This window comes from Kribbella sp. CA-253562 (assembly GCF_050942265.1).
Classification (GTDB): Bacteria; Actinomycetota; Actinomycetes; order Propionibacteriales; family Kribbellaceae; genus Kribbella.
Window position 1 is genome coordinate 29,602 of sequence record NZ_CP192049.1, and the last position, 14,527, is coordinate 44,128.

Sequence of the window (14,527 nt, forward strand, 5' to 3'; positions counted from 1 at the left end):
GTTCACCGCAGGGCGATGACCGCGTTCTCTCCGGACACCAAGAGCTGGTTGCCGGCCGCGTGAACGCCGCGCCGGCACACGACGCCCTCCGGCAGCGTGACCCGGCGCTGACCGGTCTGGCCGAGCACCATCAGCTCGCACGCCCTGCCGGTGTCCTGGAGCCAGACGACCCGCGCGTCGGTGGTGATCGCGACGTCCTTCCCGATGAAGCCGGGAACCGTCTGCTGCCAGGCGAGTTCGCCGGTCCGGGCGTCGACGACGGTGGCGACCACCGCGGTCGATCTGCTCGCTGCGGACGGACAGTTCAGCAGTACCACCTGCGAGCCTGCCGCGACCACCTTGCTGTTGCAGCTCCAGGCCGCCGGAAGCGGCCAGCGCCAGGCGACCTCCCCGCTGCGTGCCTCGAGCGCGACCAGAGTTCCCCGGGAGCCGGAGCGCGCTTCCACACCGATCACCAGGTCGTCGACCGTCACTTCGGAGTCGCCGACCCAGTCCGCCGGCCGGGACCACAACTGCTTGCCGGTCTCGAGATCCAGCGCGGTCATCTCGTCCGTCGCGTCACCACAGCTGCGGTTGAGGAACGTGAGCACCGTGTCCGCCGTGGCGGTGGCGGTGATGCTGGTGCAGCGCCCGGGCTCGAAGGTCCAGCGCGCCTCACCGTCGTCGTTCACGCCGCGCAACTTGTCCGACCCCTTGGAAACCTGCTCTCCGGTGAGCAGCGGATCGGCGTTCTCGAGCGTGTGGTCCCGCGTGCCGTGCGGCCAGGCCGCCGCGCGGTGACCGGTGGCCGCGTCGAGCAGGAGATAGCCGACGTCGTCGAACTCCGCGAGCACGAACCGGCCGCCGCCCGTGACGGACAGCTCGGGGCGGTCGTCGGAGTCGGCGCGGGAGTAGCGCCACAACACGTCGCCGGTCCCTGGGGCGAGCAGCTCGACCGAGCCGGTCTGCCGTGCGATGGCGATGCCGTAGCGGGTCGGGAGTCCGACGGCCTCGGCCCGGAGCGAGCTGGCCGGGCTCTCCCAGGCGATCCGCCCGGTGAGTTCCGACCGCAGCGCCGCGGCTTCGGGGGCGGTCGTCCCGGTGACCCGCTCGTTCGCGCTCAGCACGTACTCCCGACCGACCGGGGCCGCGACGAAGACGGTGGCGGCGACGACCAGTGCGGCCGCCGTGACGCCGGCCAGAACCTGACCCCGGTTGGGCGCCGGGAGCGGTCCGGTCAGCGAGGCTGAGACGAACGCGGCGAGGCCGCCGAGCAGCAACAGGACGAGTGAGGCAACGACCAGTGGAACCCGTTCACCGGGCCCGTTCGACGCGGTGTGGTCCGGGATCAGGACGATCGCGACGACCAGTCCAGCCGCTGCGGCCACCGTCACCAGGCCCGTACCGATCCTGGCCCATCGGTCGCTGCGCCGCGCGCCGACGAACAGCAGCGGGGCCGCGACGAGTGCGAGCAGACACAGCAATCCGGGCCGCCAGGCCGATTCCGCGCGGATCGACGACTGCCACGGTGCGTCCGTCGCGGCGAACGAGGCGAACGCAGCGACCAGTGGGCTGACCGCGGCGACGCCGATCAACGCCGCGCGGCGCCACCCACGCCAGGGCGCGGGGATCTCGGCGTCCAGGAGCGCGAGCTCCCGGGCGAGATTGGCGCGCGCGGCCGCGGCGTACCGGTCGCGGCCGAGTTGGGTGCGGTAGATCGGTCCGTCGAGCAGTTCGCGGACCGCGGCGTGACGCTGCTTGACGGTCGTCTCGCGATCGTCGCCGTCCCGGCGGAGCTCGGCGGCGTGCACCGCGTAGTCCGGGCCGGCAAGCGTGGCGTTGACGGCGTCGAGCAGGACGTCGGCGTTCGGGCCGGCGTCGGGAGGCGCCGGGGTACCGGTCAGCCGGACCAGCCGCGCGACCTCGGCGGTCCGGGTCGAGGTCACGCCGTACGACGGAAGCTCCTGCTCAGCCAGTACGGCGGACGCTTCGGCATCGGCGGCCGGTCGGCCTCCGGGCTCGTGCACAGCGCGGTGGAACCAGGCGGCGAGGTAGACCGCGGTCGGGTCGGTGCTGAGCTGGTCCAGGACGCCGAGCGCGTCCAGGACTCCCTGCAGGTACTGCTCGCGGTAGGCCCGCCGGTCGTCGGCCCGGTAGCGCGCGACCAGGTCGTCGGCCAGCGCGGCCGCGCCCGGCAGGAGGTCGTTCCACCGCTCACGTAGCCCCGTCACCCACGTCATAGTGGCAGCACTCCGGACCTGTCGATAAGTTGCGCAAAGCAGTCGAACTATTGCAGAAGGTTGTTCCAATCCTTAGGGTGTGGCGAAATTCCTCCCCTCCGCCCCCGAGGAAGGTGCCCTCTCATGTCCGCCCCCAGACATCCCGCCCCCAAGCATCTCGGCCGCCGGATCACCGCGCTGGCCCTCACCGCGACTTCCGCGGTAGCGGCGATCGGTTTCTCGCCCGCCGTCGCTGCTCCCGCCACGCCGACCGCCGTCCAGGCCGTCGGCGCGTCGCTGCCCTTCACCATCGTCGAGGCCGAGAACTCGGCCACCAACGGCAGCAAGATCGGCCCCGGCTACACCCAGGGCACGCTCGCCGCCGAAGCCTCGAACCGCCAGGCCGTCACGCTGAACGGCGGCCAGTACGTCGAGTTCACGGCGCCGGCCACCACCAACGCGATCACCGTCGCGTACGCCGTTCCGGATGGCCGTTCCGGCAGCCTGTCGGTCTATGCCGACGGCCAGAAGCTGTCCCAGCAGCTCGCCGTCACGTCGAAGTACAGCTATCTCGACACCAGCTGGATCGCCGGGTCGCGCACTCACAAGCTGTACGACCACGCGCGGCTGCAACTCGGCCGGACCGTGAACGCCGGCGCGAAAGTCAAGCTGCAGGTCGACGGCGAGAACACCGCCGGCCCGTACACGATCGACGACGTCGAGTTCGAGAACGTCGCCGGCCCGGCCGGTCAGCCCGCCGGCTCGATCTCGATCACCGACCGCGGCGCCGACCCGAACGGCGCCAACGACTCCACGGGCGCGATCCAGCAGGCGATCGACGCGGCCCGCGGCTCCGGCGGCGTGGTCTGGATCCCGCCGGGCCGGTTCAAGGTCGGCGGCACGATCAACCCCGACGGCGTGACGATCCGCGGCGCCGGGCGCTGGCACTCGACGCTGCTCAGCCACCACCTGATCGACCGCCCGAACGGCGGCGGCAACGTGCGGCTGCACGACTTCGCGGTGATCGGCGAGGTGACCGAACGCAACGACTACTCGCCGGACAACTTCGTCAACGGCAGCCTCGGCCCCAACTCGGTGGTCTCCGGCCTGTGGCTGCAGCACCTCAAGGTCGGGCTCTGGCTGACCGGCAACAACGACAACCTGGTGGTCGAGAACAACCGCTTCTACGACCTCACCGCCGACGGCCTGAACCTGAACGGGACGGCGTACAACGCGCAGGTGCGGAACAACTACCTGCGCAACACCGGCGACGACGCGCTGGCCGCCTGGTCGCTGCACGCGGCCAACCGGAGTTCGGTGTTCGCCAACAACACGATCGTGCAGCCGAACCTGGCGAACGGCATCGCGATCTACGGCGGCACCGACCTGACGGTCCGGGACAACCTGATCCAGGACACCAACCCGCTCGGCGGCGGTATCGCGATCTCGAACCAGTCCTTCGGGTCGCCGTTCTTCCCGCTGGCCGGGACGATCACCGTCTCCGGCAACACCCTGATCCGGACCGGGTCGATGAACCCGAACTGGGGCCAGAACCATCCGCACGGGGCGATCCGGGTCGACGCGTACGACAGCCCGATCAACGCGCAGGTCAGACTGACAAACAACCGGTTGGTTGCCAGCCCGTGGTCGGCGTACCAGTTCGTCGACGGTGGTGGAGCCGGACGGGCAGTGCAGAACGTGGTCGTCGACGGCGGGTCGATCGAAGGCGCCGGGACGTTCGCGTTCCAGGCCGAGACGACCGGATCGGCGACGGTCAGCAACGTCCGGGCCACCGGAGTCGGACGTGCGGGCGTCTACAACTGCGCCTATCCCAGCGGGACGTTCGCGCTGAACCGCGGTGCCGGCAACAGCGGCTGGGACTCGACGTGGAGCGGTTGCTCCTGGGTCGAGCCCGGCAGCGGCGGCGGCACCGACCCCGGCCCGCCGACCGGCAACCTCGCGGCAGGCAAGCCGGTCACCGCGACCAGTCAGTTGCAGAGCTACCCGCCGGCCAACACCGTGGACGGAAACCCCAACAGCTATTGGGAAAGCGCGAACAACGCCTGGCCGCAGTCGCTCACCGTCGACCTCGGCAGCACCCAGAACGTCAAGCGCCTGGTCCTGAAACTCCCGCCGAGTTCGGCGTGGGCGACTCGCACGCAGACCATCGCGGTGCACGGCAGCACCACCGGATCGGCGTACACCCAACTCGCGGGGGCGGCCGGTCGCACGTTCGACCCAGGGACCGGCAACACCGCCACGATCGCCCTGCCCACCGCGGTCGGCGCCCGCTACGTCCGTCTCACCTTCACCGCCAACACCGGCTGGCCCGCCGGGCAACTGTCGGAGTACGAGATCTACCCGTCCTGACCGGGGGTTGACCTCAAGTCCACTTGAACGATGAGAGTGGCGGGCATGACTCCTTCACAGAATCGTCCCGTTGCTCTGGTCACCGGCGCCTCGGCCGGGCTCGGGCTGGCTTTGGCCCAAGGCCTGGCCGAGCGCGGCTGGGCGCTGATCATCGACGCCCGCGGCGCCGACGCGCTCAAGGACGCGGCCGACACGCTGGCCGCGACCACCGATGTGGTTCCCCTGGCCGGCGATGTGACCGACGCCGAGCACCGCGCCGACCTGGTCGAGGCGGTGGGTGAGCTCGGCCGGCTGGATCTGCTGGTGAACAACGCGAGTTACCTCGGGCCGAGTCCCCTGCAGCGGTTGGCCGACGCCGACCTGCAGGAGCTCCGCCGGGTGTACGAAGTCGACGTGATCGCGCCGATCGCGTTGACCCAGGCGCTGATTCCCGAACTGGGCAAGGCCTCGGGTGTCGTGCTGAACATCAGCTCCGACGCCGCCGTCGAGGCCTACGAAGGCTGGGGCGGGTACGGCTCGGCGAAGGCCGCGCTGGACCACGCGAGCGCGGTGCTCGCCGCGGAGCATCCCGAGCTCGCCGTGTACGCCGTCGATCCCGGCGACCTGCGGACCGCGATGCACCAGGCCGCCTTCCCCGGCGAGGACATCTCCGACCGGCCCGAGCCGGCGACCGTCGTACCGGCGTTGCTCGGGTTGCTGGACAGCCGGCCGGCGAGTGGTCGTTACCGGGCGGCCGAGTTCGCACCGGCGGTGACGTCGTGAAAGTGCATCCACAGACCAGATTCACGCTGCCCGACGAGCTGAACGCGGTCGAGCCGCCGGAGGCTCGCGGCCTGGCCCGGGATCAGGTGAAGCTTCTGGTCGCGGAGGGGTCGACCGTGAAGCACACCCGGTTCGACCGGATCGGGGAGCACCTGCGGCCGGGCGATCTGTTGCTGGTGAACACGTCCGGCACCTTGGCCGCGGCCGTCGCGGGGTCGTGGGTGACTGGCGCCGTTGTGAGGCCCGTGGTGGTGCACTTCTCGACTGCGCTGGACGACGGGACCTGGGTGGTCGAGCTGCGCAGCGGTGGATCGCCGATGCTCGACGCGTCGACCGGTGATCAGGTGGAGCTGCCGGACGGCGTACTGACGCTCCTGGGGCCGTACCAGCCGGGCTCGACACGGTTGTGGCGGGCTCAGCCCCCGGCAGCCGATGTGGTCGAGTACCTGCGGAAGCACGGGCGGCCGATCACCTACAAGTACGTCGATCGGCAGTGGCCGCTCGGGTTCTACGAAACCGTGTTCGCCAACCAGCCCGGCTCGGCGGAGATGCCGAGCGCGGGCAGGCCGTTCAGCTTCGAGCTGGTCAGCCAGCTGGCGGCGGCCGGCGTACTGATCGCGCCGATCCTGCTGCACTGCGGAGTGTCGTCACTGGAGAGCCACGAACCACCCCTGCCCGAGCGGTACGCCGTATCCGAGACCACCGCGCGGCTCGTCAACTGGGTGAAGGCCAACGGCGGCAGGGTGATCGCCGTCGGCACGACGGCGGTGCGCGCGATCGAGTCGGCGGCGCGACCTGACGGATCTGTCGCGGCGGCCAGGGGCTGGACCGACCTGGTCCTCGGCCCGGACCGGCCGGCCGTGGTCGTGGACGGGCTGATCACCGGCATGCACGCGCCCGAGGCGTCCCACCTGCTCCTGCTGGAGTCCGTCGTCGGCGGTGCCGTTGTCCAGCAGGCGTACGACGCGGCGCTGGAGCAGCACTACCTGTGGCACGAGTTCGGCGACGTCTGCCTGATGCTGCGCGGCTGACGGCCGGGTCAGGTGCGGTCGGCCTCCACCGGATCCCCGGCGGTGACGATCTCTTCTGCCTGGCCGACGCCGGTCAGATCGGCAGCGGGTTCCGTGGCGGGCGTTCCGCCTTCGTTGCCCGGCCGGGCCCGCTTGTCCACCGCCCGCGGACTCACCGGAACCACCGCCGCACGCTCGTAGCGCTCATCGCGAATGTCCTTACGTACAAGGTCCCCCGTCGGGACTTCGTCTGTTTGACGAGTGACCAGTGCCCGCCGTCATGCGTCGAGGCACAACTGATTCCCAATTGTGGCCTAGGCCAATTAGTTCGATTTTGAACGGCACTCCTACCTGGCGATCCAGGCGCGCGTGGCGGGCAGTGCCTCCGCCAGCGGCGGAAGCTCGGCGTGCCACTTGCGTTCCCATTCCAGCGAGAGCTGGTAGTCCGTGCCGTCCAGGGCGCGCAGCAGGTCGCCGATCGGATAGTCGCCGGCGCCGATCCGGACCGGCTTGAAGTCCTGCCCGGAGTCGTGGTCCTTGATCTGGACGAACTCCAGCCAGGGTCGCAGCAGCTCGAGCGACTCGGCTGGGGTCTCGCCGGTCCGCCGGGTGTGCGCGGCGTCCCAGATCACCCTCGCGTTGTGGCTCGGGACCTCGCGGTCGAGCAACCCGCAGAAGCCGGCGAGGCTGCGGCCGGACGAGTGCGTGTCGTGGGTCTCCAGCAGCACGCTGACCTCGGTGGACGCCTGCTGGACCCGGTCCATCGCGCGGAGCTCGCCGGGCGTCGGCGAGTCGGCCGGGGCGTCGTCGTCCTTCGGGTCGTCGCGCATGAACACCCGGACGCCGCGGGCGCCGAGGTCGTGCGCGAGCTCCAGGTGCTCGGTGAGCGGCTGCTCCTCGACACCGCACAGGTGCACGTAGCTGTCGACAGCGAGGATCTCCAGCCCGGCGTCCTCGATCCGGCTCCGCAGGGTGCGGCGTTCCACAGGGGTCAGTCCGATGTGGGTGAACTCTTCGTCGGCGGCGCGCAGCTCGAGGCCCGAGCAATCGTTCGCCTTCGCGAGGTCCAGGACGGTCTCGAGCGGATCGCCGGCGCAGCCGAGCGTGGAGAAAGCCAGGGTCATCTCACCAACCCTAACGTGCAAGCGCTTTCCGTGCAGGCCGGAAAAGAGGCCTGATCCCGGGCACGGGACCAGGCCTCTCGGGGAGGGCCGGGGGCTGGGTCAGACCCAGCGGCGGCGGGGGTGAGTTCTCGGGGCGCTGTGCTCGCCGGTGTCCTCGGCGTCGGCCGGCTGACCGGCCGGCGGCTCCGCGGGCTCGTACGAGTACGGCGTCTGCTGGTACGGCGACTCGGCCGGCTGGGAGTGCTCGGTCGAGCCGGAGTCCGGCGCGTACGACTCGGGCGCGTAGTTCGGGCTGTAGTCGTAGTTCGTGTCGGAGTAGCTGCTCGCCGACGAGCCCGCGCTGTAGGAGTCGTAGGTCGAGCTGTACGACTCGTACGACGGCTCGGCCGGCGCGTAGGAGGAGCTGTAGTCCGAGTAGGTCGACTCCGTGTACGACGAGCTGTAGTCCGGGGTGTAGGCGGTCTCGTAGCTGGTCGGCACCGCCGGGGCGTCGTACGCCGCGTAGGTCGGCTCCGGGGCGTAGCTCGGCTCGCTCGGCTCCGGCCCGTACGACGGGACCGGGGGCAGCGGCTTCGAGGGAGTCAGATAGTCGTCGTCCGCGGCCGGCGACTGGAAGGCCGGCTCCTGGAAGACCGGCGCCGCGGGCTGGACCGTCGACGGGCTGTCCACCGCGACCCGAGCGGCCCGGCGACCAGCGCGCGCAACGGGTGCGGGCTCCGGCTCGGGCGCGGGGATCGGCGCCGACGAGGTCAGGTAGTCGGACGTGGTCTCGTAGGAGTAGCCCTGCGCGTACGTCGACGCCCAGGACGGCTGCTCCGGCTCGGGCGCCGGGGTGGGCTCGGGCTGGTACGAGTACGGGTCGGGCTGCGTCGCGGACAGCGTCGGCGGCGCGACCGTCTCGGCCTGCCAGCTCGGCAGCGGAGCCGACAGCAGGTCGTCGTCGGTGGAGCTGTAGCTCGTGGTGCTCGCCCAGCTCGGCAGCTCCAGGCCGGACGCGGTCTGCTGGTACGACGGGGTGGCCTCCTCGACCCGGCCCGGCTCGTCGCGCCAGGTCTCGACCGGGCTGAACTGCTCGGTCGCCGGGCCGGCGTCCTGCCAGGTCTCCACGACCGGCGCGAACGGGCTCCACGCGGGTGCCTCGTCCTCGGCGGGCGCACTCGCCGCGGGCGCCGCGAACGGCGATCCGCCGGCCAGACCGGGCCCGGAGCCGAGCGGACTGCTCGTGGCCGGGGCGTCGTACTGGTTCGGGGGCTGGTTGTAGCCGGTCTGCCGCTCCGGCGAGCGCTCCAGGCGCAGGGCCGGCGCCGCGATCGGCTCGGTGATCGGCGGCTGCTCGGAGGTGTCGTCGTCGGCGTACGTCGGGACGGCGGTCAGCTTCGGCTCGCGCTGGTCCCACCACGGGATCCACTCGCGGCCGGTCTGCATGGCGTTGATCTTGCGGATCACCAGCGTGCCGCCGACCGCGGCCGCCGCGGTCAGCAGCAGCGACGCCGTGCCGGCCAGCGCGATGCCGCGCAGCGTGCCGACGGTCGGGTCCATCCACATCAGGAACCGGCGCACCACCACGTCGAACGCCAGCGCGCCGACCCAGGTGATCCACCACACCTGGGTCAGCAGCGGTGGCCTGAATCGGCGCAGGTCGTCGGCATACACGGGGGTCTTCGGATCGCTGGCCAGCCAGACGTCGTCCACGATCTGCTTGGGGTAGATCAGGTTCGGTCCGGGGCAGAACCAGCTGGCCAGCACCCAGCCGTGGCTGCGGCGGTGGTCGGCCTGGCAGAACACCTCGGAGTTCACCCGCGCGCGCCACAGCCAGATCACGAAGACGACGGCGGCGGCGACCGAGACGATCACGTTCGGGATCGAGGTGAGCCTGGAGATGGTGTCGGCCCGGTTCAGGTCGGCGTCGTCGACGTTCAGCCCGCCGCCCAGGTACTGGTTGACCACACCGTAGGTGTTCCAGTCCGACCAGGTGGACAGCAGATGGGTGACGGTGGAGGCGCCGAGCAGACCGATCGCGATCTTGCCGACGGTGCCGACCTGCTGGAACTCCTCAGCAGCATGCGGCTGCCACTCGTCGTTGCTCTCGACAGCGGAAAAGACCGCCGTTTGCGGGTGGCTCACGTCGTGCGTCCCTCGCGTTGCTGGAACTCCGTCTGTTCGGCGTTTCGGTCGAATCCTGCCCCCGCGTGACCGAGCCCCATTGATACCACGAAGTAAGTACCCGTGGGGAGTCGAGCCCAGCACGGAGGGTATCGACTTAACGAGTTCTTTTCCAACGGACATCACCACTTGTAACGACCCAGCCGACGGTGCGTGACGGGTTGGTTTACGACGCAGGATTCCCGGGGCCGCCGTTCGCCCCGCCGCCGGCCGGGTCGATCGCCCACCACGGGGTCCACGGCCGCTGGGTCTGCAGGTCGTTGATCCGCTGGATCAGCAGCATGGCGAGCACCGCCGCGGCCGTCGTGCTGACCGCCGAGACGGTCGCCATCCAGGCGTTCTGCCGCAGTTCGCCGAGCTGCGGTACGCCGTCCAGCACGCTGCGCTGACCGATGTTGTCGAGCACCAGCCCGACCACCCAGGTCAGCCACCAGGCCCAGACCAGCCGGGTGCCGGGGATGCCGCTCAGGGTCGGGATGTGCGGAGGCGTGCGCGGATCGCTGGCCGCGACGATGTCGTCGACGACCTGCTTGGGGTACCAGAGGTTGACCACCGGGACGATCCAGCCGCCGAGCACCCAGCCGCGGGTGTAGCGGTGCTCGCCGCGGCAGAACATCTCGGCGTTCCAGCGGACCCGCCACAGCCAGACGACGAAGACCACGGCCGCGACGAACAGCGCCAGCGCGGCGATGATGCCGAACAATCCGGAGATCAGGTCGGCGTCGTCCATCCGGCTCGGGTCGCCGCCGTACCGGCGCAGGGTGCGGTAGGAGTTCCAGTCCGACCAGGCGGTGGCCCAGCTCATCACCGTGACCACGCCGATCATGATCGAGGCCGCCAGGCCCATCGCGTGCTCCGACGTGAACCACCGATCGAGCGGCGGCTGCGGCGGTCGCTTCGGCATCGGATGTGCCCCACCGGCCTCCGGTACGCCGTACTGCGGGTACGTCGGTGGGGTGCTGGAGCGGTAGGTGCCGGGCAGGTAGCGGGGCAGATCGGGGCCAGGGGTCTGGTTGGACACGGACACCCCTCGCTGCCAAGTGGAAAGCGGGCGACTCAGAAATAGCACACACACCGTGACGAAGCCAGAACATTGTGTGGCCGGCGTCACGCTGCGCGGTCCATTCTGCCGGGCGTTCGGCCGCTCGAAAACTGTCGGTGCCAGAGCGGAGGATGGAGTCATGCGCTGGTCCGTGATCGATTCGCCCATCGGTGACCTGTCCCTGGCCGTCGACGACACCGGGCTGTGCCGGGTGTCGTTCGGCGTGGTCGAGGGGATCGAGCCGGTCACCGCGCCCGATCCGCTGCTGACCGAGACCCAGGAGCAGCTCAAGGCCTACTTCGCCGGGGAGCGGACCGACTTCGACCTGCCGTTGTCGGTGCGCGGCGGGTCGGCTTTCGAGCGCGCGGTCTGGCAGCAGCTGACCCGCATCCCGTACGGCGAGATGCAGACCTACGGCGACGTCGCCAAGGCGGTCGGCGACCCGGGCGCGGCCCGCGCGGTCGGCGTCGCCTGCAACCGCAATCCCCTGCCGCTGGTCGTGCCCTGTCACCGGGTGGTCGGCGCGGGCGGCAAGATGGTCGGCTTCGGTGGCGGCATCCCCCGCAAGCGGCATCTGCTGGAGCTCGAGGCGCGCGTCGCCTTCGAGAACCTCTGGAGCTGACAGCGCCCGGCCCGGCCAGACCTGACCGAACCCTTACTCAGGAGTACCGCCGGGCGGTGGCCGAACCACCCCTCGGAACGGCTAAGGTCGCTCGGAGCGACCGGACTGACACGCTTCAGACAATCGTTCCAGTGTGTCCGGTCCGGACCCGCCGCCCCGACCTTCAGCCCGGAGACGAACGATGAGCCACTCCCCTGCCGATCGCCCGGTCACCACAGGCGACCCGCTCCACCCGGACCTGCACGCGTTGATGGACAAGAGTGCCGAGGAGTGGTCGGCGCCGGAGATCCAGAACGCCGCCCGGGAGGCGCTCCAGTTGCACGCGCCGGACCGGGAGCCGCTGACCAGGATGAAACGGTTCGGGGTCCTGCCGTGGCTGCACCGCAACGACGCCGTCTGTCTGCACTGCGGCGCGACCTACCCGTGCATCACCCACCGGTACGCGACGCAACTGCTGTCGGCCGGCCGGATCTCCACCACCCGCGGCCCGAACGACGAGTACGACGACGCAGACGTCTTCGCCGACGACCCGCGCGACGATCCCAGGAACTGAGGCCCGGACAGCACGAAGGCCGCGAACCCGTCGGGGTTCGCGGCCTTCGCCGTTGCGGAAACAGTCAGGAGCCGGACGGCTTGCCGCTGTCCGTGCTCCCGCCGCCGGCCGGCTTGCGGGCCGACGGGGCGGCCTTCTTGGCGGTGCCGTTCGACGCGGCCTTGGTCTCGTCGGACTTCGCGTCGTCGGTCGTGCCGGCCTCGGCCTTGCCGTTCGAGGTCGCGGTCTCCGGCTTCGCGGTGCCGGTCGTCCCGGTCGTCGCGGTCGTCCCGGTTCCGCTCGTGGCCGCCGTCGTGCTGTCGGACTTCGCGGCCGCCGACGTGTCCGCCGCCGGCGTCGGGCGCGACGTCGTACCGGCCGGGGCCGAGCTGTAGTCGCGGCCGCTGGTCGGGGTCGACTGCCAGGCCGGTTCCGGCGGGGTCAGCAGCTTGCGGACGGCGGCGGCGGCCAGCGCGCCGAAGCCCAGCAGCAGCGCGAAGTTGCGCAGCTTGTGGGTCTTCTTCGGGACCTCGAGCTCGCCCCGCAGCGCGGCCTTGGTCGCCTTGCCGCGGCGCGACGTCTCCTCGACCACCGGCTCCGCGGCCGCGGCCAGCGCGGCCAGCGCCGCGGTCACCTTCGGCAGCAGGTCGTCGTTGAACCGCTCACGGGCCTTCTCGGCGGCGTGCTCGGTGGCCGGTCCGACCTTGCTCAGCGCGTCGTCGATCACCGGTCCGGCCTTCTCCACCGCGGTGTGCGCGATCGAGGCGCCGCGCTCGACGGCCTTCTCGGCGTACGGCGACACCTTCTCCCGTGCGGTGCCCACGGCCGGCCCGAGGTGGTCGCGGACCTGGCCCGCCACCGGTCCGACCTTCTGCGACGCCGATTCGGCGAGCGGCCGGACCCGGTCCTTCGCGGTCTCGACCCGGCCCTTGGACTTCAACAAACCCACGGTTCCTCCTCGATGGTCGCCCGCGCCGCGCGGGCTCGGTCCGGCCCAGCGACGGAGTGGGACGACCGGTACGGCTTCTGGACAAATCCGGCTGCATTCGCATCGTACGACGTACCCAGCCGATAAACCGGTCGTCCCGGGCGCGGGTCCAGCCCGGATCGCGGCGGCAGCGGTGGGCAAACGTTGTCCCGGGCCGTTCGGCCCGCCTCGGCGGGCTTTCCCGGCCGGTCGGTCGGGGCGAACTTGATCCGTCGTGACAGGATCGAGGGCGTCAGTTGCTATTCGATGAGGAGTACTCCCGTGGCCGAAGAACTGTTCGCGACCCTGCAGACGACGAAGGGCGACGTCGTCATCAGGCTGTTCCCCAACCACGCGCCGAAGACGGTGAAGAACTTCGTCGGCCTCGCGGAGGGCACCCAGGAGTGGACCGACCCGGAGACCGGTGAGAAGAAGACCGAGCGGTTCTACGACGGCCTCGGCTTCCACCGGGTGATAGACGGCTTCATGATCCAGGGCGGCTGCCCGCTCGGCACCGGCACCGGCTCGCCGGGTTACGCCTTCGACGACGAGATCCACCCGGACCTGCAGTTCGACCGCCCGTACCTGCTGGCGATGGCGAACGCGGGCATCCAGTTCGGCCGCGGCACCAACGGTTCGCAGTTCTTCGTCACCGTGGTCCCGACCCCGCACCTGAACCGCAAGCACACGATCTTCGGTGAGGTCGCCGACGACGAGTCGAAGAAGGTCGTCGACGCGATCGCCACCGCGAAGACCGGTGCCGCCGACCGTCCGGTCGAGCCGATCGTGATCAACAGCGTGAAGATCGAGACCCGCGCCAACTGACCTTCGGCACCACTCAGCACGTCAGCACTGTTTCGTTGCCCACGGCGGCCGATCTCCGGATCGGCCGTTCGTGGCTTCGGTGATCTGTTTACGATCCACCCGAGAGGATCAGGCCGTGACCGAGACCGTCTGCTACCGGCACCCGGATCGGCCCACCGGCGTGCGCTGCCAGCGCTGCGAGAAGCCGATCTGCCCGGCCTGCATGAACACGGCGTCGGTCGGCTTCCAGTGCCCGTCGTGCTTCAACGAGGGCGTGAAGTCGGTGCCGAAGACCCGGACGTCGCTCGGCGGGGTCGCGCGGGGCAACACCCAGGTCGTCACGCTGACCCTGCTGGCGGTCAACGTGCTGGTGTTCATCGCGGTCCGCAGCAGCAACAGCCGGCTGGTCAACGACCTGGTCCTGGTCCCGGCGCTGGTGGACACCGAGCCGTGGCGCCTGCTCACGTCGGCGTTCACCCACCTGCAGATCTTCCACATCTTCTCGAACCTGTTCATGCTCTACCAGGTCGGTCCCCCGCTGGAACAGATGCTCGGCCGGGTGCGCTTCCTGGTGCTGTACTTCGCGTCCGCCCTCGGCGGTGGGGTCGCCGTCTGGATGCTGAGCAACCCCATCGGCGCCACGCTCGGGGCATCCGGTGCCGTGCTCGGACTGGTCGGAGCACTGCTGGTGATCAGCAAGGCGCGCGGCATGGACGTGACCTGGATCCTCGCCTACGTGGCGATCACCGCGGTCATCTCGTTCACGTTCCCGAACATCTCCTGGCAGGGCCACCTCGGCGGCTTCGTCGTCGGCGCGGCGCTGGCCTGGCTGTTCCTGCAGGAGACCAAGAGCCGCCGCAACCGCCGCGCGCGCACCTGAGACCGCTCGCTGGGCCGGCGCCCGGTCCGCTTCCGGCCGACCGGAGGTCGGCG

13 protein-coding genes are annotated in these 14,527 nt (G+C 70.5%); 7 read left to right on the plus strand and 6 right to left on the minus strand.

Going from position 1 to position 14,527, the window contains the following annotated elements:
• Window positions 1-2: 2 nt before the first annotated feature.
• Entirely contained in the window at window positions 3-2,219 is a 2,217-nt protein-coding gene (locus tag ACQPXM_RS00160) for a PQQ-binding-like beta-propeller repeat protein (protein ID WP_432943438.1), read from the minus strand.
• 123 nt (window positions 2,220-2,342) lie between these two features.
• On the opposite strand from ACQPXM_RS00160, the gene ACQPXM_RS00165 reads away from it, so the two are divergent.
• Genes ACQPXM_RS00165 through ACQPXM_RS00175 form a run of 3 tightly spaced genes read left to right on the plus strand, consistent with a single transcriptional unit; the run spans window position 2,343 to window position 6,361 of the window.
• Window positions 2,343-4,568: a discoidin domain-containing protein gene (locus ACQPXM_RS00165; RefSeq protein ID WP_432943439.1), complete on the plus strand. Its 2,226-nt coding sequence runs from the start codon at window positions 2,343-2,345 to the stop codon at window positions 4,566-4,568.
• 45 nt (window positions 4,569-4,613) lie between these two features.
• Window positions 4,614-5,330, plus strand: a complete 717-nt coding sequence (locus tag ACQPXM_RS00170) for an SDR family NAD(P)-dependent oxidoreductase (RefSeq protein WP_432943440.1) — start codon at window positions 4,614-4,616, stop codon at window positions 5,328-5,330.
• Window positions 5,327-6,361: an S-adenosylmethionine:tRNA ribosyltransferase-isomerase gene (locus ACQPXM_RS00175; RefSeq protein WP_432943441.1), complete on the plus strand. Its 1,035-nt coding sequence runs from the start codon at window positions 5,327-5,329 to the stop codon at window positions 6,359-6,361. The genes ACQPXM_RS00170 and ACQPXM_RS00175 overlap by 4 nt, the downstream gene beginning before the upstream one ends.
• Window positions 6,362-6,369: 8 nt before the next feature.
• Here ACQPXM_RS00175 and ACQPXM_RS00180 read toward each other — a convergent pair whose 3' ends face one another.
• From ACQPXM_RS00180 to ACQPXM_RS00195, 4 genes are all read right to left on the minus strand, one after another.
• Window positions 6,370-6,516, minus strand: a complete 147-nt coding sequence (locus tag ACQPXM_RS00180) for a hypothetical protein (protein WP_432943442.1) — start codon at window positions 6,514-6,516, stop codon at window positions 6,370-6,372.
• 171 nt (window positions 6,517-6,687) lie between these two features.
• Entirely contained in the window at window positions 6,688-7,464 is a 777-nt protein-coding gene (locus ACQPXM_RS00185; RefSeq protein WP_432943443.1) for a sugar phosphate isomerase/epimerase family protein, read from the minus strand.
• Window positions 7,465-7,563: 99 nt separating this feature from the next.
• A complete protein-coding gene (locus ACQPXM_RS00190) occupies window positions 7,564-9,588 on the minus strand; it encodes a DUF4328 domain-containing protein (protein WP_432943444.1) in 2,025 nt (674 codons plus the stop codon).
• A 205-nt stretch (window positions 9,589-9,793) separates the two neighbouring features.
• Entirely contained in the window at window positions 9,794-10,648 is an 855-nt protein-coding gene (locus tag ACQPXM_RS00195; RefSeq protein ID WP_432943445.1) for a DUF4328 domain-containing protein, read from the minus strand.
• Window positions 10,649-10,808: 160 nt separating this feature from the next.
• Here ACQPXM_RS00195 and ACQPXM_RS00200 point away from each other — a divergent pair, with 160 nt between their 5' ends.
• Window positions 10,809-11,291, plus strand: coding sequence for a methylated-DNA--[protein]-cysteine S-methyltransferase (locus tag ACQPXM_RS00200; RefSeq protein ID WP_432943447.1), 483 nt, complete (start codon window positions 10,809-10,811; stop codon window positions 11,289-11,291).
• Window positions 11,292-11,472: 181 nt separating this feature from the next.
• The gene (locus ACQPXM_RS00205) at window positions 11,473-11,844 is read left to right on the plus strand and encodes a hypothetical protein (RefSeq protein ID WP_432943449.1); all 372 of its coding nucleotides are present in this window, start codon (window positions 11,473-11,475) and stop codon (window positions 11,842-11,844) included.
• A gap of 64 nt (window positions 11,845-11,908) precedes the next feature.
• Here ACQPXM_RS00205 and ACQPXM_RS00210 read toward each other — a convergent pair whose 3' ends face one another.
• A complete protein-coding gene (locus tag ACQPXM_RS00210) occupies window positions 11,909-12,772 on the minus strand; it encodes a hypothetical protein (RefSeq protein WP_432943451.1) in 864 nt (287 codons plus the stop codon).
• A 285-nt stretch (window positions 12,773-13,057) separates the two neighbouring features.
• Here ACQPXM_RS00210 and ACQPXM_RS00215 point away from each other — a divergent pair, with 285 nt between their 5' ends.
• Complete coding sequence (locus tag ACQPXM_RS00215; RefSeq protein ID WP_432943452.1) at window positions 13,058-13,615, plus strand: peptidylprolyl isomerase; 558 nt, start codon at window positions 13,058-13,060, stop codon at window positions 13,613-13,615.
• Window positions 13,616-13,730: 115 nt separating this feature from the next.
• Entirely contained in the window at window positions 13,731-14,474 is a 744-nt protein-coding gene (locus ACQPXM_RS00220) for a rhomboid family intramembrane serine protease (protein WP_432943454.1), read from the plus strand.
• Window positions 14,475-14,527 lie beyond the last annotated feature (53 nt).